Annotated in this window: 14 protein-coding genes and 3 pseudogenes; 16 read left to right on the top strand and 1 reads right to left on the bottom strand. The window is 42.4% G+C overall.

Translation table 11 applies throughout. From position 1 onward, the window contains the following. Nucleotides 1-13 precede the first annotated feature (13 nt). The 11 genes and pseudogenes from G519_RS0129565 (at nt 14) to G519_RS45185 (ending at nt 14,882) form a co-directional block, all read left to right on the top strand. On the top strand, nt 14-2,497 hold the full coding sequence (locus tag G519_RS0129565) for an alkaline phosphatase family protein (protein WP_029197738.1): 2,484 nt from the start codon (nt 14-16) through the stop codon (nt 2,495-2,497). Nucleotides 2,498-2,500: 3 nt separating this feature from the next. Then, nucleotides 2,501-5,143, top strand: a complete 2,643-nt coding sequence (locus G519_RS0129560; protein WP_029197737.1) for an HsdM family class I SAM-dependent methyltransferase — start codon at nt 2,501-2,503, stop codon at nt 5,141-5,143. After that, entirely contained in the window at nt 5,136-7,109 is a 1,974-nt protein-coding gene (locus tag G519_RS0129555; protein WP_029197736.1) for an ATP-binding protein, read from the top strand. The genes G519_RS0129560 and G519_RS0129555 overlap by 8 nt, the downstream gene beginning before the upstream one ends. A 489-nt stretch (nt 7,110-7,598) precedes the next feature. Next, nucleotides 7,599-8,159, top strand: coding sequence for a Chromate resistance protein ChrB (locus tag G519_RS0129550; protein ID WP_029197735.1), 561 nt, complete (start codon nt 7,599-7,601; stop codon nt 8,157-8,159). Between the two features lie 7 nt (nt 8,160-8,166). After that, nucleotides 8,167-8,564: pseudogene (locus G519_RS45195) on the top strand (YkvA family protein). A 94-nt stretch (nt 8,565-8,658) separates the two neighbouring features. Then, nucleotides 8,659-8,844, top strand: coding sequence for a hypothetical protein (locus G519_RS50610; RefSeq protein ID WP_127527691.1), 186 nt, complete (start codon nt 8,659-8,661; stop codon nt 8,842-8,844). Nucleotides 8,845-9,177: 333 nt separating this feature from the next. Continuing rightward, nucleotides 9,178-9,435: a hypothetical protein gene (locus tag G519_RS51720; RefSeq protein WP_208860920.1), complete on the top strand. Its 258-nt coding sequence runs from the start codon at nt 9,178-9,180 to the stop codon at nt 9,433-9,435. 957 nt (nt 9,436-10,392) lie between these two features. Further along, nucleotides 10,393-10,995: a hypothetical protein gene (locus tag G519_RS0129535; protein WP_029197733.1), complete on the top strand. Its 603-nt coding sequence runs from the start codon at nt 10,393-10,395 to the stop codon at nt 10,993-10,995. Between the two features lie 89 nt (nt 10,996-11,084). Then, the gene (gene xerS, locus G519_RS0129530) at nt 11,085-12,179 is read left to right on the top strand and encodes a tyrosine recombinase XerS (RefSeq protein WP_036634227.1); all 1,095 of its coding nucleotides are present in this window, start codon (nt 11,085-11,087) and stop codon (nt 12,177-12,179) included. Between the two features lie 683 nt (nt 12,180-12,862). Continuing rightward, nucleotides 12,863-13,762, top strand: coding sequence for a DUF4238 domain-containing protein (locus G519_RS0129525; RefSeq protein WP_029197731.1), 900 nt, complete (start codon nt 12,863-12,865; stop codon nt 13,760-13,762). A gap of 82 nt (nt 13,763-13,844) precedes the next feature. Then, nucleotides 13,845-14,882 carry an alpha/beta hydrolase gene (locus tag G519_RS45185; RefSeq protein WP_036634222.1) on the top strand — a complete coding sequence of 346 codons (1,038 nt, stop codon included), beginning with the start codon at nt 13,845-13,847 and terminating at the stop codon, nt 14,880-14,882. Nucleotides 14,883-15,052: 170 nt separating this feature from the next. Here the strand turns inward: G519_RS45185 and G519_RS53375 are convergent. Further along, nucleotides 15,053-15,378: pseudogene (locus G519_RS53375) on the bottom strand (group II intron reverse transcriptase/maturase); the annotation flags it as partial. A 121-nt stretch (nt 15,379-15,499) separates the two neighbouring features. Here G519_RS53375 and G519_RS0129510 point away from each other — a divergent pair. From G519_RS0129510 to G519_RS52545, 5 genes and pseudogenes are all read left to right on the top strand, one after another. Continuing rightward, the gene (locus G519_RS0129510; protein WP_029197729.1) at nt 15,500-16,570 is read left to right on the top strand and encodes an ABC transporter permease subunit; all 1,071 of its coding nucleotides are present in this window, start codon (nt 15,500-15,502) and stop codon (nt 16,568-16,570) included. A 4-nt stretch (nt 16,571-16,574) separates the two neighbouring features. Next, nucleotides 16,575-17,576: an ABC transporter permease subunit gene (locus G519_RS0129505; RefSeq protein ID WP_029197728.1), complete on the top strand. Its 1,002-nt coding sequence runs from the start codon at nt 16,575-16,577 to the stop codon at nt 17,574-17,576. 429 nt (nt 17,577-18,005) lie between these two features. Then, nucleotides 18,006-19,025: a sigma-54 interaction domain-containing protein gene (locus tag G519_RS45180; RefSeq protein WP_164826736.1), complete on the top strand. Its 1,020-nt coding sequence runs from the start codon at nt 18,006-18,008 to the stop codon at nt 19,023-19,025. Nucleotides 19,026-19,668: 643 nt separating this feature from the next. Beyond that, nucleotides 19,669-20,631 carry a Gfo/Idh/MocA family protein gene (locus tag G519_RS0129495; RefSeq protein WP_029197727.1) on the top strand — a complete coding sequence of 321 codons (963 nt, stop codon included), beginning with the start codon at nt 19,669-19,671 and terminating at the stop codon, nt 20,629-20,631. Between the two features lie 3 nt (nt 20,632-20,634). Next, nucleotides 20,635-20,823 (top strand): annotated as a pseudogene (locus G519_RS52545) (hypothetical protein); the annotation flags it as partial. Between the last annotated feature and the right edge of the window lie 24 nt (nt 20,824-20,847).

The following is a 20,847-nucleotide window of genomic DNA, read 5'->3' as shown; positions in this document are numbered from 1 at the left end:
GAGGCGTCGTAAAATGACCGCCATGGAACAAGCCTTGGCTGGCATGTGGCGCACCCGCGATAAGCAGAAGTTGCCCTATCTGCTGGTTAACGATGTGCGTGGCTACTTCGCTGAAGCGCCAGCCGAATTGCAGGTGGATGGGCATCAAATCCCAGTGCATGTCTGCACCAATGAATTCTCTCTACGCCGACATACCGAGCATGAGCGGCAGGAAACCAATCCTCCCTTTCGTATCATCGTTTCACGGCAACAGCTTCAGCCAGATCAACTACCGGATCTGCAGGCCCGTTCCAGTGTGTCCCCGCGCACTGTAACGGGTTGCGACATTGCCAAAGCGCTTGGTGTACAGAATCCCCGGGTAATGGTGGACAGACTACCGATCCCCGCCTTCTGGAACCTGGCTCCATTCCTGCCTCAGCTTGGAGCTTACAGCATGGAGCGGGTAGTTCTCGCATCGTTGTTGAACGACCCCAGTGTTCTGTCGGCGGGTTGGGAATCAGACCGAGTCCTCGACAAACTCTGGTATGAGGGTGCTTTGGTACGGGTACACGAAGTTCTTAAATCGGTCGAAGCGGATGAACGGAGAGAACTGGAACAGGAATTCCTAGACGTGGTCCGAACCTGGCTGGACGCACCACGTTTTGCACTTGTCGAAGCGGCCGTGCTGGAAAGTGATCCTCCGCCTGTTTTGCCGATCTGTTTGCTAGCTTCCATTCTGGACGGCTGGAAGATGCTCACTCCGGAACGGATGCGCATCTTCCTCGAAGGCAGCGAACTGGGGGATCTGTTTGTTGATGTGCTGAAAGAAGGTCAAAACCTCCATGGACTAGCCGAATGGGGGCGCCGCATCACGCTCAAGGACGATGCCCCCTACAAGGAAGCATTGCACTACCTTCAGCACGAAGTTTTCCCAAAACACCCTAGCGCAGTTACGGAGTCGCTGGCGACAGTGGTCAAAGGGGTCGGCGGACAAGGTTCTGAGCGCCTGCTCAACCAACTCATCCAGGTGCTTGAGGCTGACGGTGGTATCCTCACCCAAGGCTTGGCGGTTACGCTCCATGCGCTGCTGGATGTTGTTGTCAATGGTGAACGTGCCGATAAGCTCCCCCTTGAGAAGGCCTCCTGCAAGTTGACCGACTCGTTGGAAACTCCGGATGCCCCTGAATGGGAAGAACTTTTGGATGCTCTGCGCCGACATCAGGCACGTGAGCAATATGAGGACCATATTTCGCTTTTAGAAGCGATGGTCACCATACATCGCCTAACAGACAAGGCAGAGGTGGCTGTCAAGAATCTCGCCAACCTGGATTGGAAATCCTGGCTTACTCTGGTGGATTCGGTGTATCTGCCGCTTTCCACAATGGCACTTGAGGCCGAACGGAGTTCCAGTCAATTGCCAGAAAAAGTAAATGTCTTCCCTATTACCCAGCGTGCAATAAAAGCTTGTGATGTCATTCGCGTCGCCTGGGCTGATTTTTATATTCAGGCAGACCGGGGGCTGCCAAAGTGGCTAAGTGAGCGCCACTATGCGGCAGGCACTTGCAGGCCATGGCTGAATAGCGATATCATGGAGTTTGCCGTCAAACCATTACTGCAGGACTCGGAGATCAAACAGGTCTACCTGCTGGTTTTCGACGGGATGAGTGTCACCAACTGGAGTTTGCTGCGCGATCGCTTTCTAATGATGCCGGGACGTGAACTGTTTCGCCCTTACCAATTGCTTGGACCTGAGTTCCGCGCGTGTACCTATCTGCCTAGCATTACCGAGTACTGCAGACAGGCCATCTTTGCCGGGGCACCGCCAGCGGAGTTCCGAAGCTGGACGTACGGAACCAGCGAACCCCATCTGCTGGAACGCTGTCTCGATAACCTGGGTTTTTCACCTTCTTCCTGGTGGGACCGGGACAAGAGTTATCTCTGTTACAACGAAAAGGATGCCGACGCAGATAACCTCAATCGGAAAATGCGCGACCTAATCGATTCGAAAGGTCGTTTCAAGGCGGTTGTATTCAATCTTCAGGATCGGCTCCTGCAAAAAGGCATGTCAAACCTTCAGGAGATCATGCTTGCTTATGTCAAAGAGGTAGCATTGCCACACTTGCGCAGAATCTCTGCCCAGGAAAAGACAGCCGTTGTGATTACAGCAGACCATGGATTTACCTGGTATAACACCCAGTACGTCATTGACGATTTAAAATCAAATAGTGGACCAGGTCGGGATGTTTTCATCCACAACCGCTGTCTGGAATACAAGACAACAAACCGCACCGCAGTTGGACCCGCAAATGTGAAACGGATTGAACCGGTGACTGAATTTGGCTTGTCGAGCAGCCATGATGCCGTGGAACTCCCCTTTGGACACGACAGCTATGGTTGGCCCGGAGTCAAACAAAGTTCCGGCAATCCCTACAGAGTTCAGGGCAACGACCATGGTGGATTGACCCCGGAAGAGACGGTCGTTCCAGTGGCGGTGTATATAACACGAGGAGTGAAATAACAAATGGCAACTCTTGAGCAATTTAGAGAATTTTTGGTCTCGGACCTAGGTTTCAAGGCTCACCAGATTAATGATGGTGGTGGTTCTGGCGTTCTCACGACGGTGGAAGGTCTTGATGAAAAGGCGACCTTCTTGGTGTCAACCAGCGTCGGTAACTGCTATGCAATCTTCAAGCATGAAGGTTCCGTTACGTTAAGCGAATCTGAGGCAAACCGATACAAAGCCCTCAGCATTTTGATGCCCAATGGTCCGGCAGCCTACTGTGTTATAGAGGTGGCGGGACATCTCAGGATTTACCTAATTGAAAAAGGGAACGAGATCCACGACGAGATGCCGGATTGGGATGATGTCCGTGATGCCGAAGACATGGTGCGCGAATTCAAGCCCGAGGTGGTAGAAGGGCTTCAACAGTGGGCTCAAAAGACGCTCAAGACAGAAAATAGCTTGTCTCGCTTCGTACAGCTTATGAAGGGCTGCTGGCAGGACATTTGGGACATAGAGAATAAGAGAAATGACTGGATCTTCGATGAGTTCACTCGGTTCCTTTTCATCAAACTCAACGAAGATGCTAAGCCCAGCGGCAATTTCACCACAGCCAAGCTCAAATCTTATTGCGAGCAGAACAAACACATGGGTGACAAAGCCCCCCAGAACTTTCTCAATAACCTTTTTGATGACTTGAAGAGTCGCCATCCTGAAGTCTTTACCGATGAAAACGAGCGTGTCCTAAGTAAGGCTGAAACAATTGAACATGTCGTCAAACGACTCGAGGGCATTAACTTGAAAGATACCCAGGGCGATGTTTTGGGGCGGGCATTCGAAATCATGCTGTCCGATACCTTCAAGGGTAAAGACCTTGGCCAGTTTTTCACGCCTAGAGAAATCGTTGCTTTCATGCTGGACCTGGCACGAGACAATCCGGACAAAGCTGTACTTGACATTGAGAATGGTCAGCGCTTCCTTGATGCCTGCGCAGGGTCGGGTGGATTTCTGATCGCCGCCTATGAGGACGTGTACAAGCATACACTATCCAACGGCGTAGATATTCGAAAGAAAGAGCAGCTATTGAAGCGACTGGGGCAGGAAACCGTTTTCGCCTGTGAGATTGAAGAAAAGGCGGCTCGGCTTGGTAAACTGAACATGATTGTTCACGCAATCAACGCTCAGAACGCTCAGTGGCTTCATCAGAATTATCTTTATAACGAAGAATATGGTGGCTTGAAGCCTTCTGTGGAGTACGAGGTTGATTTTGGAGACGGTAAACGGAAGCAGCGCATCGGGCCAGACAGCATCGATCTGATCTTGACTAATCCACCGTTTGGTAAGTCGGTCAAGACCGAGAGCATCCTCCTCAATTATCAGTTCGGGCACGAAATGAAGGTCTTCAAGACTAAGGGGCGCGCACCAGAGAAACGCCCTAGGAATAGCCAGGACAGTGAGGTTTTGTTTATTGAGCACTATTTGCGAGTATTGAAGCCAGGAGGCAAGCTTCTGATTATTCTTCCAGACGGACTTCTTTCTACTAAGAGTGGAGCGGCGGTGCGACAGTTTATCCGAGAGAATTCACTTATTGATGCGGTAGTATCTCTACCTATTGAAACTTTCATGTCAACTGCAGCTCAGATTCCAACCTCAGTAATCGTCCTTCGGAAAAAGAAACCTGGTGATGTACAGAGTAAAATATTTATGGCTAAAGCAAATAACGTTGGTCGAAAACCGAACGGTGATTCTTGTGAAGGCTCTGAACTACCCGAAATAATTAATAGATTCCGTTCTCACATGAGTACTGGCGGCTTGCGTGATACTAAAAGAACAGGATTTGTAGTTATACCTGACTTATCTGACTTAACTGCAAGAATTGATGTAGATGCTTTTTGGAAAAGTGATGCATTTGATATTCTTTCTAATGATCAAATCAGATCCGTAAATTCAGTTAATTCAGATCTATCAAATGCACTTGGTTTTATTGAAGATCAGACTCATAATGTTATTAACCAATTCAAGGAAATTAAGAATATTGCTTTGGACTATACCAGTGGTATTGAGTTGGTTCCTCTTAAAGAATTATTAACTCCTATTTCTAGGCCACTACAGATTATGGATGCGCATGAATACAGACTGATTGGTGTTAGGTGGTATGGAGAAGGTTCGTATATAAAAGATGTGAAACCTGGAAGTAGCATTAAAGCGGATAAATTATTCAAAGCACATTTGGGTGACCTTATTGTGAGTAGACTTTTTGCATGGAAAGGATCAATAGCTGTTATCGACCAAGATTGTGATGATGCGGTAGCGTCGAATGAATTTCCTATGTATGTGGCTTCAACCAGTATAAGCACTAATTACATTGGAAGTATTTTGCAAACACCTTCAATTTGGTCTGATATAAACAAGCTTTGCACTGGCTCCAGTAAGCAAAGTCGGAATCGTATAGACGAGGATGATTTCTATAAAATTCAAATACCCGTAATCCGTTCAACAGAAGGAAGAGAATTATATCTGAATAGAGTAAATAATTTAAGGGAAATTGTGAGAAATATTAGAAGTCTATCTGAAACAGCTAACATTATTGGATTTCTTCAGAAAGCCAACGACTATAAGGATATGAATTTAGTTGCAGGTGGTGGGTGGAAGTTTAATGAATGAGCTATATTTAGGAAAGCAACTTGATCCCAATGGAGTAACTAGTAATCAATATTTCCATAAGCTTAGCGATCTAATTACCCATACTTTTATCTGTGGTGGTTCCGGTTCTGGGAAGACTGTTATTGGAAAGGCGATAATTGAGGAATCGGCCCTTCAAGGTGTTCCAGCGATTATTGTAGATCTTAAAGGCGATTTGTCTTCCTTGGTTCTTTCTTTTAGTGAACTCGATGCATCTTCGGTTGCTCCCTGGATAGAAGTGGATGATCGAGCATCGATTGGCAGGGTAGCCTTGGCAGAAGCAAATACTTTTCGTCAACGTCTTAGGGAATGGGGACTTGCAGAAGCCAATGTTCGGCAATTTGCGAATCAGGTAGCTGTGGAAATTTTTACTCCGCGTAGCGAACTCGGTCGTCGAGTATCTATTCCTTTGATCTCCTCACCGCCACCTGATATTGATAAATTATTCCTTGAAGATCCGGATACTGCGTCTGTCATGGTTACAAGTATGGCCGAAGCATTGGTTCGTCGGGTTATTCCCACGGGGCAACGAGACCGTGAGACAGATTTCGTCACGGCCCTGATTGAGTATGCTTGGCGTGTAGGCGTTGATCTGAGCGGAGAGGCTGGTCTTGGTCAATTAGTCTCGATGATTCTTGAACCTCCATTCGCTACCATCGGCGTGCTGGGTATTGATGACCACATTCCTGAAAATCGTCGACAAAAGCTGGCCCAGGCCGTCAATGGACAACTAGTGGGTGCAGCAGCCAATTGGGTTCGCGGCGAAGAAATGAGTGTCGATAAGCTGATTGGATCTAACCGTGTCGATGGTAAAACACAGATAAGCGTGATAAACCTCTCGCATATTACGGACTTTGAGGATCAAAGCTTCGTTGTAGCGCAGGTTGCCTTTGCAATCAACGCCTGGATGCGAAAACAAGGTAGCGCTCCAGGGGGAAATAGACCCCGCCTATTGTTCTTTTTGGATGAGATCGGCGGTGGTGGCGGCAAAACCGCCTTCTATCCTACATACCCCTACACCTCTACTTGTAAGCCCGCCTTGAATATCTTGGTCAAACAAGGTCGTGCTTTTGGGGTCGGCTGCATCTTGGCAACTCAAAACCCCGGGGATATAGACTATAAGGGGCTTTCGAATTGCGCAACTTGGATTGTTGGGAAGCTCCAGACTAAAAGAGACCGTGACAAGGTCCGTGAAGGATTGACCGATGCAGAGTTTTCGCCGTCCGATATGGCTAAGAAACTTGCTAGGCCGAAAACTGGCGAATTCATGTTGCTAAATAAGGAGGGTGATGTACATTTTATAAAAGAACGTTGGCTCTTGACCTACCACTGTACGCTGAGCCCAGCGCAGCTCCGCCGGTACAAGGTGAAGGGGCTTGCTCCATATGAAGAAACACTTAACACAGACATTATGGTTCCTATTTTTGAAGACGGAATTATATCTGACGAACATGAGGAAGTTCAGTCGCTTTGGAATGATGCCAAAGATGTCATCGGCCAGGCTTGCAATCTGCTCGAGAAAATTCTTGAACATGATGATAATGCAGAAAAAGCACGAGTCTGGATATCAATCCTTCGAGATCCAGATGGTATTAATCGCCGCCTGCTGGAATTGCAAAGGAAACTTACAGAGGGTGTTGAGGCTTCATCGGTCGTTGGACGAAGCATGGCTACTAAGCCCATTGGGTTGATGTCGCTGCTATCTGAAGTGAAATACGCAAGTCATACCCCATCGCATAGTGACGTTCAATCGAATTTAGGTCAACCAGTTGTAACTCCATCGAGTGACAGTGTGCTTGTAGGGGATGATGGCTGCGTAACATATAAGGGCCGAAAGTTCCAATTATACAGAAGATACGCTTGCAGACCTGTATCGTTCATTGAGGAAAATGGCGAATTGAAATTTTCCATTGAGGGAAAGGTATTGTCCAAGAGCTACAGGTTATGATGTACCGCTCATTTTTGGAAACGCCGTGATTTGAAATAGTTAGATTTTCTCGGTTACGGTAGATTTGATTTTCCCAAAAACCTTGATTTTATGTGATTTTATGTGCATTTGTAGTTTGTTGTTAACGTTGTTACAGCCTCTAACCTCATGGGTGGCATGATGGAATAAGAACAAAATCCCCTTGGTAAATAGTCAAGGGAGATTTTGGTATGTTATTATGATGTTATTACGAATCGCACCAGAAAGCATCCGGAGATAACGGTAATAGGACCGTTGTCTTCTGGTGCTTTTTTGTGCAGATGGAGGGATACCAATGAATAGAAGAATGTTATAAGCCAACCTAGATGAGCCATCAATATCCCTCTACTTTCAACAATAAACTTTGTGTATAATGATACATTCCAAATAAAAAAATGAAACATACGTTGTATTTTAACATTGCCAATGGTAATCTGAAATCATCAAAAAAACAAAGGGGGTTAGCATTCTTTGGATAAGGACTGTTCATGGATTATTTTCTCTTATAAAGCACCTAATGAACCATCCACCATTCGAGTGCGAGTTTGGCGCACATTGAAGGCACTTGGTGTCGTTTATATTCAGCAGTCTATTTGTGTTGCCCCAGATATTGCGGAAGTAAAAAAGAAAATACAATCCATAAAAAAACTCATTGAATCAAGTGAAGGCGAAGCGCTTTTTCTTGAGGTAAATAAATTTACGGCAGAAACAGAAGAACAGCTTATTGAGCTTTTTAATAAGCAACGAATAGCGGAATATGAAGAATTATTGGAGGGGTGTAAACACTTTTTAAATGAAATAGAGGCAGAAACAAGGAAAGGAAAGTTTACCTACCATGAAATTGAAGAGAATGAAGCGGAGCTTGGTAAACTGAAAAGATGGCATAAAAAAATCATGAAAAGAGATTTTTTCTCTTGTCCAAATTCTTTACAGGCGAAACAATGGCTAGATGAATGCGAACAAACATTTGGCAAATTTATAGAAAGTGTTTATGCTTCTGAAGGGAATGTTGAAGGGGAAATTACAAACTGAGGTAATTATGGGAGAAGCGAAGGCGCTGGAAAGAGCGAAGAATAAGGTAAGGGAAATAAAACGGAACATTTTTGTTTTATACCTTGCATATAAAGACCCGAGGGTACCGTGGTATGCGAAGCTATTTACGATTTTGGTTGTTGCGTACGCTTTTAGCCCGATAGATTTAATTCCTGATTTTATTCCTGTCTAGGTTATCTTGGTGATTTAATTATCGTTCCCCTTGGAATAACGATTGCGCTTAAAATGATTCCTGCACCAGTTATTGAAGATTGTAGGATAAAAGCGGAGGAACTTCGTAAGAACGGAAAGCCGAAAAATTGGGTAACAGGTGCATTATTCATTATTATTTGGATTTTATTAGCGATTTGGATTGGAAACGTCTGCTATAAATTTTTCACATAATGTTTGTTCCAGCGTAGCTATCTATGTTTGTTATGGCTTTGGGGAGTTAGGACGTTTGGCGTCTACTTATTCGGTGTAGTGGCAGGGATTCGGTTTGCAGTGTAGGGCATCAATTGCCGCAGACCATCCGAATACTCTTGCCAAATTGTGCCAGCGCAATCAGAGCAGACAGGCTCAGACGCTTGGCATTCTCTTCTGGAATGATGTGATTGCACTGCTGGAGTTTGACCCCAAGGATATTACCTACCTGAGTTCGTTCAGCGATTGTCGAGTTCTATAAAAAGCATTTCTACAAGCTGGATACGGCTATTCGCAATCTATATGCGGAGTTTCTCAATAAAAAAGAGCTCCTTGAACCATTTCAAGAACTCTACAAAGAGCACGTCTCTGTTTTTCTGGACAAATGGTTCAAACACTGGAGCGGCTACAAAGAAAACCAGACTGGGACACTACAGCGGATCATTGATGCAGCTGACGACTTGAAGACGGCCGTTATTGTCGGAGATGGCGTTGCCTATGAAATTGCTGAGCTGGTGGCCAACAAAGTTAATGATCATTAAATCTCAAAAGAGATACGATTCTTGCTGATATCCCTTCCGAGAGCGAAAACAACATGAGCCGCATCTACATGGACAATGGCGTTACTGAAGTGGTTCAGAGTAATCGAGAGAAGTATCTGGCCGCGCAAAACCCTGATATCACCATCGACTTTATTCGCCTTGATGAGGTCAATGAAGAAGCCAGGGCGGGTTCTGCAATCTCGTCGGGTATCGGATCAGCAGTCTATATCGCGATCGTATCGGCCCTTTACAAAAAGAACCTAAAGCTGGCCTTGCAGTCCTCGGGAATATCTCTGTGGGTGGTGCTATAGAACGAGTAATTAACTTTGCCGACAAGGTTGCCATGCTATCTGAGAACGGGGCCAAGAGCGTGATCGTTCCGATGGATAACTCAATGAGATTTCAAACTTACCGCCAACAGTCCTTGGCAACACGGATGTGCCGTTCTACCAGAACAATCAGATGCTAATGCAAAAAGCGATATTGTTGGACTAAATCGATATAAATAAAAGGGACTGCATGATGAGCGGCGAGATAGAAAACATAGGTAGCAAATGGTGGAAATTTGATTTCCATACGCATTCTCACATGTCGTACGACTGTGGCCGCGGCGACTCTTCACTGAAAAATTTTGCCTCTTCGCTCTATTGGATGGGTACACAAGTACGAATAGACTACCATCCTTCTCGCGATTTTTTTGAGAAGGCAAGGTTTATCTAACTACCTTTATTTATCAAGGCCCGATAATCATCATTTTGTGCCGTAATAAATAGCAAGAAACGACATATTCGCGAATAATATATTTAGAGGCGACGACCATAGTCGTCTTTTTTTATTATTACACTAAAGCGATCAAAGGATATACGTATCATTGAGTTAACAAGAAAAGATGTTATTTCTATAAGGAACATACATTCCATGACAGTATATTAACTGAAATAAAAAAAATTAGTGTCAAAATAACTGTACAGATGCTATTGGATTATGGACTTCCTGCAAGAGGCCAAACAGTAGAGGATATTAAAAACACAATTAAAACAGAGATTACTTCACCACCATCTATATATGCACCAGTACAGCGAGATTTAAGGAGATGGTAATAAACCTACTAAAGAAAGGCTTGCGGACCTGAGGGTTTTATGATTCAACAAAAGAACAGTTTAATTGAAAGTTGTTGTACGGGAACAAATGTTTTGGTAATATATAGATATTGGAGTGAAAATAACTTATTATTCTAAGCCTAAACAAACTAATTACGGAGATGAATTATGCTAAAAGTTACAGCTGTAAGCCACCCAGGAATATACAATTTCTTTATTAATCTTAAAAATACAACAAAAAGTCCTGATATATTAGAGCTTTATATTGTTCCAAATACGCTTTTAAATGGGACAACTGTAAACAAAAAAATTATTAAACTATCAGATTCCCTTGTAGACATATATAATACTCATCCACATGTAGTACATTACATGCTGGCCCATGAGTTTATTCATTATATTCATAAGGAATATCGCACTCCTAAAAATGCATTTATCCGTGTAGGTGCAATTGTTGGTATTAGACATATGCAGGCTGTAGTATTACTACAAGAAATTAGAGCTGCCATAGATGGAAATCGTTTGGCAAAATTAACACAAAAGCAAATTCAAGACTCTCAAATCCACCTTCACAGAGTTAATAAAAATGATCGAAAACAGATTTCCTATAAAGAATACGGTTACCCCAGCCGTGTGCAGATAATCAAATTTTCAAAGAAATATCCTATCTATAATCAAAATACTGCGAACGAGATACTTGATGATTACATCAAAGTATTAAAACTTAAAAAATATTATAAAACATTAGCTATTTGGCTTTTAAACAAATAAAATTGACTCCACCCTCACCTTACATTTAGGAACATATGTTTCCATTAAAAGCGGATTTTGTTGAATTTTTTCGAAAGTAGGGATTTTCAATGCCAGTTCAGTCTCAGCGCGATATTGATGAAGTTAAATTATATGAAAAAATTAATGACTTTCCTTGGTACGTCGTTGAATTTGTAGACCATAAAGCTAATAATCTATCCCCTTCCACCCTTCTGGGGTACTTGTTTGACTATGAAATATTTTTCGGTTGGTTAATTTCCGAAGCTGGTTGTCCATGTGAAAAAATTAAAGACATTCCCCTTTACTTCTTGGAGAATTTAGATAAAAAAATAGCAGACAGTTTTCCAAAATTCTTAGTAATACAACATAAAGCGGATTCAAAAGTTTCCCGTAAGAAAAAGAACAGTGAAGCTACGATATCACGCAAAATGGCTGCTCTTAAGTCGTTATTTAGCTACCTTCAAAACGAAGCCGAAGACGGGAATCAAAAGCCTTTGCTGACCAGGAATGTGATCACAAAGATCAAATATACACCAACTAAAATTGATATACAGACTAAAGCTGATATTATCCAGCATAAGATTTTAGACTCGAAGGAATCTGTTGAATCCTTTCGGCGCTTTGTTGCTTCTGATTATTCTAAGTTACCCGGGTTAAACAAGCGGCACCTATCATGGTACGAAGATAATCGTGAAAGGGATACCGCCATTATTAGTCTAATTTTAGGTTCTGGGCTGCGTGTAAACGAAGTGGCTACATTGACCCTCGGTGATATCGATTGGAGCAAGAGGCGCGTCCTCGTGAAGCGTAAGAGCAAGAAGAAGCAATCAGTTCCCTTCTCAATACGGTCTAAACTGGATCTGGAGGAGTACATGAATGTACGAGGAACAAGATATAAGCCAAGCGATTCTGAGACTGCCTTCTTCCTTACTAAAGGTGGCAAGGCAATGACGAAAAACGCCATGCAAAAGATGGTTCTTAGATATTCTACAGCTTATGGCAAACGCTTAAGCGTGCATAAACTAAGGCATACTTTCGCTACCGAATTATATAAGAAAACAAAGGATACACGATTGGTTCAGGACGTTCTCGGTCACGCCGAACCTAAAACCACAGCAGTTTATACCCATATCGGAAATGACGAACAGAATCGCGCCATCGATGGGATGGATGGTATTGAGTGAATGCTATAACATAAAAGTGTTCGGTTTAATTATGGAATGACTACTGCTGAAAGCTCTCGTAATAGATATTGACCATATCGATGGGTTAAAAGCTATCATAAGCCGACTGTGTCCCTATCCCTCCCCACTGTCTCGTCTGTAGCAGTTGGCCACAGAGCGTCGCCGCAGCAGACTTCTTCTGCATGCGTCAGGTACACGATCTGCAGTTGCTCGATCCTTCTTGTAAGAATGAATTATTTAGGGTTTTGTTGTATTAATATTATGAGATGAAAAAAATTAATGAAAAGACAGACAAAAGGTAGTGAATTTAATGCGCAGATCGTTGAAACGGCCTACTGCAACATCTTTTGTCATATCCTTTCCGGTGCTCTAGCGACAGTTGGCGATATCAAGTACAAAAGATATTTTAAGGCTGCAGGATCGGCTGTCTCCATGTTTGAATATTCCAGGTATCTAATGACGATAAACTTCGTATTATCCTGTTTCTGTGAATATAACAGTCGCTTTAAAGCCTAAGTAAAGAAGTAAAAGTGAGGGGCTATGTTTCAATCATTTTAATGACACGATGTTAAATTTGAATATTTACGTGGAGAAGGAAAATAGAGGCAACGTATTGGGTACTTGCTGAATCCCGTTTTCATGAACTAATTTACAGATTGAATTCGTTGAAAGGAGAACTGCATATGAGCGAAGCAAAATTTCATCACTATGTTCCTCGATTTTATCTATCAAATTTCAATAATCAGTCCAATAAATTATGGATATACGACAAAAAGGAGAACAAAGTTTTTACATCAGCTGCAGAGAATATAGCAGGTGTAAACCATTTTTATAGATTACATGAATTTGAATTACAAGGCAGAGACCCATTAATCATGGAAAAACAGTTTTCTGCCTTGGAATCAGAAGCAAGTAATATTATGCAAGATTGGTTTAGACAGTTATCCTATTCGGTCGACTTTATTGAAATACCCGATTCAAATAGGGATATTATGTCATTGTATATGACTCTTCAGTTATTAAGAACTATGGAAGCTCGAGAGCTCTTGATACAATTGACAGAAATGAACGTTGATAATTATGATGCTAGAGAAGATGCCACAAGCTTGCATACTGCAATGCTTTGGAATGAAGATACATTTAATCCTATTAAACAACAGATTTATAATTGTTACTGGATTTTTGGGGTAAATAAAAGTAATGCAACTTTCTATACATCCGATCACCCGATATTAATAAAAACCAAAGATTTCAAACAATGGGTGGTTGGGCCAAGAGTATTTGATGAGGGGATGTCTATTGTATTTCCACTATCACCAACAGTTGTACTATATTGTTATGAGCCTAGTTATTGGAGAAAACTTCAAAAATTAAATAATAATGTGTCTTCTGTTGAATTTACTGAGGATTTTGCAAATCACGAAAACTCAGGGCAGGTCGCAATGTCAAATAGGTTTATTTTCTCCAGTGAAAATAACTTTGATTTTGCAAAAGAGTTATTGCAATTAATTGAAGAGAGTTTTAAGGATCCTCAGAGGAAAAGAGTTCCGAAAATATCGCCACACAGGCATCTACGGGTGTAGTCACAGTTTTGATGTCACCCGAGGAGCGCCCCGTATGTTAAAATAATCCTAATCATACATATAACGAGGATGGTGTGCGACTTTGAAGTTACTCTCAGGAAAGAGGGATTTTACAATATCAGAAACTGGAATCAGTAAGGTTGAGATATTGAACATTGGTGGGATAGAACAATCCATTTTAATACAAGCCGAACTTATCGACAAACCTGTGCTTCTATTCATACATGGAGGTCCAAGCATGCCGCTGCCAGGTATAAGCTGTAGATCTCGGGATTATACAGTGGCAACAACCACCAAGGAGCTCATTCAACATTATGTACTTGTGTTTTGGGACCAGAGAGGAACAGGGAAGTCGTATCATCCAAGCATCCCCAAAGAATCAATAAAGCTCTCTCAGTTCATTTCTGACGCAGAGGAGCTTGTAGATTACCTTAGGAAACGTTTTAACCAAAATAAAATATGCATTGCTGCACATTCGTGGGGAAGCGTTATCGGTCTGTCTCTTGCAGCAAAAATTCCTGATAAATTGCATGCCTACATAGGGATTTCTCAGATTGTCGATTGGCCTGAAAACGACCGACTATGTCGAGAATGGGCTATAATCGAAGCAAAAAAGAGAGGAAACAAAAAGGCTGTTGATGAATTAACCCGATTAGGAGAACCACCTTACACGAAAAGCTTTAAGCAATGGGGTGAGTTGAGAAAGTGGTTAATGAAATACAATTCCATGATCTATAAGGATAAAGAGATTCAGCATCCTCGCCTTATGGACGCTGTTAAGATCATGCTTAATTCGCCTGATTATACGCTAAAGGACATTTACAATTCATTCTATAAAGGCTTCATATTTTCTTACACACAGCAAATGATCGAAGATTTTTCTACAGTCAACTTTTTAAACACCGCAAATAATATCGAGATACCCATCTACTTTATTCATGGACGTAAAGATGTTCATGTATACGGCAGCCTAGTTCAAAAATACTTTGATCATGTGAAAGCCACGAAAACAAAAAAGTTGTTCTGGGTCGAGAAGTCTTCGCACATTTTTCACCTTGACGACGCAAGAAAAATTGAACATATTCTGATTAATGATGTAGGCACTGATATAGAACAATAAGATAGTACTTTGTCCTCATTGAGCAAGCGATGTACCCTCTATACCTTCTACGAAGCGATACGCTCAGTGCCGACTTAATCCTGAGGGGTTCTCCTCCCATACTTCCCATAAAATGAAGAAAGCACCCTCATCGGGTGCTTTCTTCATTTTGTATGGAGGTTCGGTGATGTGGCTAGCGTGTAAGCAAGAGAAAGTTCCATCGTCCGCTTTAACTTCACGAGTTTATGGCATTGTACGCCAAAAGGTAATATTGAACGAAACCGCGGAATTCAGATTGGTATTGACTGATAATGTCGAAATCCCCGTTAATAGTTCGTTCTTTGCGGTGTGTTGCTCTCCCTTTGGACATATAATTCTTAGCCTTGTTTCTAATCTTTTCATCTGGAATACTCAAACCAATAACGCCGTTTATACTACGCTGTCCACGATCATCATGTTTTGCATCACAATGCAATACGTGTACGTCATATCCAAGGAATCTAGCCTTTTCAGTCTTGGTTTGATTTGGATGAAAGAAATTTGAGTTGACACATTAATTGTCCTATGGATAATAAAATTATCCTGATTTTTCTCCAAAAAATAGGATGTCTCTTTTATCTATCAAACGGAGGTCACCAATGACAAAAAAAACACTTCAATGGACGGCAATCATTATCTTCTTATTTGTTTCTGCTTTTTTCTTTTGTACCCCGAATAAGGGTTATATTACAAAAATGCCAAAGCTAGTAAAGCTGTATATATGGCCCACCGTTACGTTGGAACAGTTGATTGCACCCTACCCGGAAGTTCGCATCAAAGATAAAGCAAATAACATCGTTTCCGTACCATTTGGAAGAGAGAATGAATTCGTTGCAATGTTCAAAAAGACACAAGGGGTATCACAAGCACTGCCGGTTCAAGTAAAGCCTCAGTTCTCGTTAGAAGCCTACATGTTGGAAAACGGAAAGCTCATCAGTCAGTATCTCCAAGGTGATTTCGGCAGCGTCAGGTTTAACAATAGTCGGGTGGAGAAACTGATCACCGAACAGATCAAGCTCATGTTTCCGCATTCATTGCTGTATATCATATCGGCCTTAGGCCTTTCCGTAGTTCTTGGTATTACATTATCAGTCATAGCTGCTTTGAGTAGTCCTGCCGGGCGAGTACTTGATGGGTTGCAGGTTATTTTTCTCAGTATTCCTGACTTTGCGCTCATCACCTTGCTTCAAGTACTAACCATCACAGCAAGCAAAATCTGGTCGCATCCGTTGTTGCAGTTATATCAGCTTGGATCGGAAAAGCCAATTATCATTCCACTGTTGACGGTTAGTTTACTGCCGACGACGCTTTTATACGGAACACTGCGAATGGCTGTTGAGCGGGAATTATCACAAAATTATATTCGAACAGCCAGTGCTATCGGTTTATCATTGCTTCAGATTGTCATGAAGCACGTACTGCGTAACGTATGGGAGGACTTGCTTGCTGCACTGCCGAAAGCGACGACTATGGCTGTTGCTAGCATGGTCATCGCTGAAGTAATTTGTAACATTATGGGCGTCGGCGGGTATATGTTTTATCCGGATCTGACCGTTCAAAATGCCATGCCTTTTACCATCATGATCCTAATCATTGTTACGTTGTTGCTCAATGGCATCTATGCGCTGCTTCGTAAGTTGCTTATTCCAGTTGTAAAGGAGGTAGCCTGAAACAATGAGTGTTAGCCCAACAACAGTGAAGACGGCTATAGAAGTAAGAAGACCCGCTAGACATCAAACGAATTGGACCTATTTGCTTGCATGGACAGGCCTGATTGTTCTATTGCTTACTGCGATATTTGGCAGTGTTTTAAAGCCATATGAAATCGATAATAAATATGGACATATGGAAACGGGGAAATTAATGCAGGATGCTGCAGGGAAAAGTAAATTTCCACCCCTAGAGCCGGACAGTAAGCATTGGCTAGGAACGGATCATCGGGGGGTTGATCTGTTTAGCTTAATTCTAAATGGTATGAAATTTACGATATTCGTAGCTCTTTCGATTGTTATAATGCGTTTCATTATCGCTGTTTCCCTCGGCTTATATGTGGGCATCAACCAAAGGGGGAGCGGGTTCTTGTCAATTATGAATAAGCTGACTTCATCTGTACCTGCGCTCATTATGATCTACCCTCTCTTGACCTCGGTGTATGTAGGTTTGCGATTGAATATGCCCATGCCTGTTGATCATCCGAATCAAAAGATTTTTACAGCCATCTATATGGCGTGTATCATATTTACCGGCATTTTTCCCTTGGCGGAGCATACATACCGGAGAGCACAGCATGTGAATGAAAAGCTTTTCGTCTATACGTCCAAAACGATGGGAGCCTCCAAGTTTCGCATAGCGTTTCGGCATATTCTCCCGAATATCAAAGAAGAGCTTGTATTTGCGTTTCTCAGTGAATTTGTCCAGGTCATGTTTATTATCGGGCAGCTAGCGGTGCTTGGTTTATTTATCGGCAGTGGACAGACGTTATTTTCAGATCTGGGTGCCAAAGGTGTGCAATACACAAATACCGGAGAATGGTGCGCGCTCATTGCTTATGGTATTCAACATATTCGTACATTTCCCTGGATAATGGGCGGTATCATCACGTTTTATATCTTAACGTTGCTCATCATTCAGTTCTTTTTGACTCAGTTGAAAAAGAAGCAAAGCCGCTCCATGTAGAGCGGTCAATTACTTCCGTCCTCCATGTGGCTTTTTGTTTTTCCATTGGTCATTTTTCCAGTCTGAATATCATAAGTTGTTAATTGAACCATTGAACCTTTCTTCGTGAGGCGGGTGAACTTAATGTCCGAGCAGACGATCATGGATCAAAGTATTTTGAGAAAATGTTGAATATCATTGATGTCGGTGTTCATCTGATCGATAACAAGGGAATAACCATTTTTTAAAATGATAAGATGGCTGAAACCGATGGTTTTAAGCGAGAACAAGTTGTAGGAAAGAACTTCTTCGACATCTTTCCTTCCCTAACGAATGAAACGAGCACTTTCATTAAAGTTCTACACAGGTATAGAAATACGAGAAAAAATACAAACATACGTAAGTATAACGGGGAAACGTGTCACAACTATTAACAGCACGTATCCTCTTTTGGAAAATGGCGAAATCATCGGTGCCTTAGAAGTGGCAAAGGATATAACAAGCATTGTTCATCTCCACGACCAAATTCTTGATCTCAGGCATCAAATCTACGAATCACCATCAAAAGATAAGAAAACCGAAAGCTCCGCCAGATATCATTTCAGTGATTTAATTGGCAAAAACGAAACCTTCCTACATACAATCTCCTTCGCCAAAAAGGCATCACGTACTAGCTCGCCTGTTTTGATTTCCGGACCTACCGGCACCGGTAAAGAATTGTTCGCCCAGAGCATACACAATGCCGGAGCCCGCCGAAACCGTCTATATATTGCTCAAAATTGCGCGGCAGTCCCCAACGAGCTGATGGAAGGTATTATGTTCGGAACCGCTAGAGGAGCGTTTACTGGCGCGATCGACCGTGCTGGATTATTTGAGCAAGCTAACGGGGGAACTCTTTTTCTGGATGAGTTAAATAGCTTAGATTTATTTTTGCAGGCTAAACTATTGCGGGTGCTTCAAGACGGGATCGTTCGCCGAGTCGGGGGTACCCAAGAACAACAAGTTGATGTCCGCATCATTACTGCCATGAATATAGATCCGAAGGAAGCATTAGAAAAAGGATTGCTGCGCAGCGATCTTTTCTACCGGCTAAATGTCGTGAATCTGTACCTTCCTCCACTTGTGCAAAGAAAAGAAGATATTCCTCTCCTCACTCACCACTTTATTTATAAATTCAATCACATATTCGGCATGAAAATAACAGGCATTAGCCCAGCTTCACTGAATAACTTAATGAACTACCATTGGCCAGGCAATATACGGGAATTAAGCCATGCCATCGAATCCACATATAATATGATGGAACTGGAATGTGAAATCATAGAAGAAAGTCACCTTCCCGCTTATTTCTTCGGGAATCATATAAAAACAGCATCTCCCTCCCTACGATCCGCTCAGTGGGGTGACCAAATGGCAACAATCTCTGCCGGTAGATTAACCGATAAAGTGAAGCAAATGGAAAAACTATGACAATGTTGGCGAGAAGGAAAAAATTCTTCTGAGTGCTGATAATACTACTAAGAAAGTCCAATATATCGATTTGTCACTTTAATAAGGATAGGAAACATAAGCAGTATACAACTATACGTGATCGCAGCCATATTTGGAATGCGGATGGATGTTTATTTCAAAGCTACTGCGTAACTTTGTTGTCTTCACCACGATTTCGAATTACATTGTAGTCAAAGCCATTTTGGCACTTTTACTGGATTGGCTATTATCTCGTATGTATTCAAATTGATTCTTTTCATAACGAAGGACTCTCGTTCGAATCAAGCTTAAGAAAGATGCATTTTGCAAAATAGCCATATCATATCGGGAGAGGTTTTGAACCTCTTCTTTTTTTTCATTGATGTTTTGCTTTTAATAATCGCTGGACTCATACTTATCCCCCCATATCTATTACTTCCAAAATTATTGATAGAGCTAAGCAGGATGCATAATTCAATCTTCTTTCGTTATTAATCTATGGTATTTCTGTATTCTAGCAGAGTGTTCGTAAGGGGAAAAGTGTAATAATACTGAGAAATTTTTCGCTTTTTATAAAGGTATGATGTGGGTTAAATTTAAAACATGTACAAATCAAGAATAACAGGAAAACGGGTGGTATTTTATGAATGAAAATAAGCGGATAGGTGTTGGAATTATCGGCTTAGGTGGAGTCGGACAGAAGTTGTTACAAACGTTCTTGCAGCATCCTTCTTCGGAGGTATGGGCTGTTTGTGACAACAACGAAACATTACTTTCCCATACGGTTAGCTCAATCAATCATGTTACAGGCAGCACCAGTTACGAGGACGTTATTCAAAATGATAATGTAGATCTCGTTTATATTGCCGTTCCACCTAAGTATCATTTTCCGATTGTAATGAAGGCGATGGAGTCAAAGAAACATATACTTTGCGAGAAACCTCTCGCCAATTCTGTTGATGAAGCGGAAGCTATGTGCCGCGCGGCTACTCAGGCGAATATCGTACATGCCATGAACTTCCCCACGTTCTTCCGTCCTTCATATCGTGAGTTCTCACGTAGGATCCAAGAAGGGGCGATTGGAAATCTGCGCAGAATAGAAATCACGACCCATTTTCCAGTGTGGCCCCGTGCTTGGCAACAAAATGCGTGGATCGGCAGCCGTGAGCAAGGTGGATTTGTCCGCGAAGTGATCCCCCACTTTATTCAACTAATATTGGCTCAATTCGGCGCTCTCCATAATGTAACCTCTTATGTTGAATACCCCGAAGACCCGCATGCGTGTGAAACCGGGATCATCGCTCTTATGGAACTTGAGAATCATATACCTGTTGTCGTAAATGGTATGAGTTCCGCTGCCCCCGTCGAACATGTGTCACTAACGGCCATTGGAACGCAGGGAACGTTATCCTTGGCCAACTGGAATCAATTACTTTTTGCTGCTAGGGGAGAATCACAGCAACCTATCATACTTGAGGAAAAAGATCACCTGCACGAGCTGGTTGATTTTGTTCTTCAATCGATTATAGGTCGTAATGCTACCGTTATCGATTTTTCAACAGGCTTACAAGTGCAAAGAATCCTAGAGAAGCTATACAATATTTAAGTTATAAAATATCTCTCAAAACGAGACAGGAGGGTATGGAAATGCCATACTGATCATGTTCAACTTGCTGTGCCTGAAGGTTGCGAGCTAGTAGCTCGAAAGTTTTTTGGGGACTTGATAGGCTGGGTAGAGATCCCGAAGCCAGAAAACTTAAGAAGACGTGGCGGCGTATGGTTTCAATGTGGCACCCACTAGGTACACATCGGGGTTCAAAAA

It is taken from the genome of Paenibacillus alginolyticus DSM 5050 = NBRC 15375, from assembly GCF_000422905.1.
In the GTDB taxonomy this organism is placed as follows: domain Bacteria; phylum Bacillota; class Bacilli; order Paenibacillales; family NBRC-103111; genus Paenibacillus_E; species Paenibacillus_E alginolyticus.
Note: the sequence above shows the minus strand (reverse complement) of the source record. Positions and strands in the feature narration are given on the sequence as shown.

Excerpts from the sequence above, each read along its gene's own strand:
- G519_RS0129565 (WP_029197738.1), top strand. The coding sequence starts at position 14 with ATGACCGCCATGGAACAAGCCTTGGCTGGCATGTGGCGCACCCGCGAT.
- G519_RS0129560 (WP_029197737.1), top strand. The coding sequence starts at position 2,501 with ATGGCAACTCTTGAGCAATTTAGAGAATTTTTGGTCTCGGACCTAGGT.
- G519_RS0129555 (WP_029197736.1), top strand. The coding sequence starts at position 5,136 with ATGAATGAGCTATATTTAGGAAAGCAACTTGATCCCAATGGAGTAACT.
- G519_RS51720 (WP_208860920.1), top strand. The coding sequence starts at position 9,178 with ATGAGCCGCATCTACATGGACAATGGCGTTACTGAAGTGGTTCAGAGT.
- G519_RS0129535 (WP_029197733.1), top strand. The coding sequence starts at position 10,393 with ATGCTAAAAGTTACAGCTGTAAGCCACCCAGGAATATACAATTTCTTT.
- xerS (WP_036634227.1), top strand. The coding sequence starts at position 11,085 with ATGCCAGTTCAGTCTCAGCGCGATATTGATGAAGTTAAATTATATGAA.
- G519_RS0129525 (WP_029197731.1), top strand. The coding sequence starts at position 12,863 with ATGAGCGAAGCAAAATTTCATCACTATGTTCCTCGATTTTATCTATCA.
- G519_RS0129510 (WP_029197729.1), top strand. The coding sequence starts at position 15,500 with ATGACAAAAAAAACACTTCAATGGACGGCAATCATTATCTTCTTATTT.
- G519_RS0129505 (WP_029197728.1), top strand. The coding sequence starts at position 16,575 with ATGAGTGTTAGCCCAACAACAGTGAAGACGGCTATAGAAGTAAGAAGA.
- G519_RS0129495 (WP_029197727.1), top strand. The coding sequence starts at position 19,669 with ATGAATGAAAATAAGCGGATAGGTGTTGGAATTATCGGCTTAGGTGGA.